The sequence below is a fragment of the Chitinophaga sp. GbtcB8 genome, from assembly GCF_019091455.1.
GTDB lineage: Bacteria > Bacteroidota > Bacteroidia > Chitinophagales > Chitinophagaceae > Chitinophaga.
The window spans coordinates 1-232 of the sequence record NZ_JAGXJN010000492.1 but is presented as its reverse complement, the minus strand read 5'-3'; the positions used below and the strand labels follow the sequence as shown (position 1 = coordinate 232).

The 232-nt window shown below is 55.6% G+C and carries 1 pseudogene; it reads left to right on the top strand.

What is annotated here, in order from left to right:
* Positions 1–232, top strand: a pseudogene (locus KVT36_RS32385) (hypothetical protein); the annotation flags it as partial.

The window sequence follows — 232 nt, the reverse complement described above, 5'->3', positions numbered from 1 at the left end:
CCTCTTACATGCTGGGCAAAGTGGGAGCAGCGGAGGACCTGGTGCAGGACCCCTTCCTGGAAAGGATGGGAATGGCGGGGGAGGATGTTCCCCACCGCAAAGCCTACCTGGTAAAAATGAACACCAATAAAAGTATTAATTACCTGCACAACGCACGTTTTAAGCGGGGAGAATATTTTGGCATCTGGCCGCCGGAGGCGCTGCAGCAGTTTGCCCCCCACCCTGCTTACCG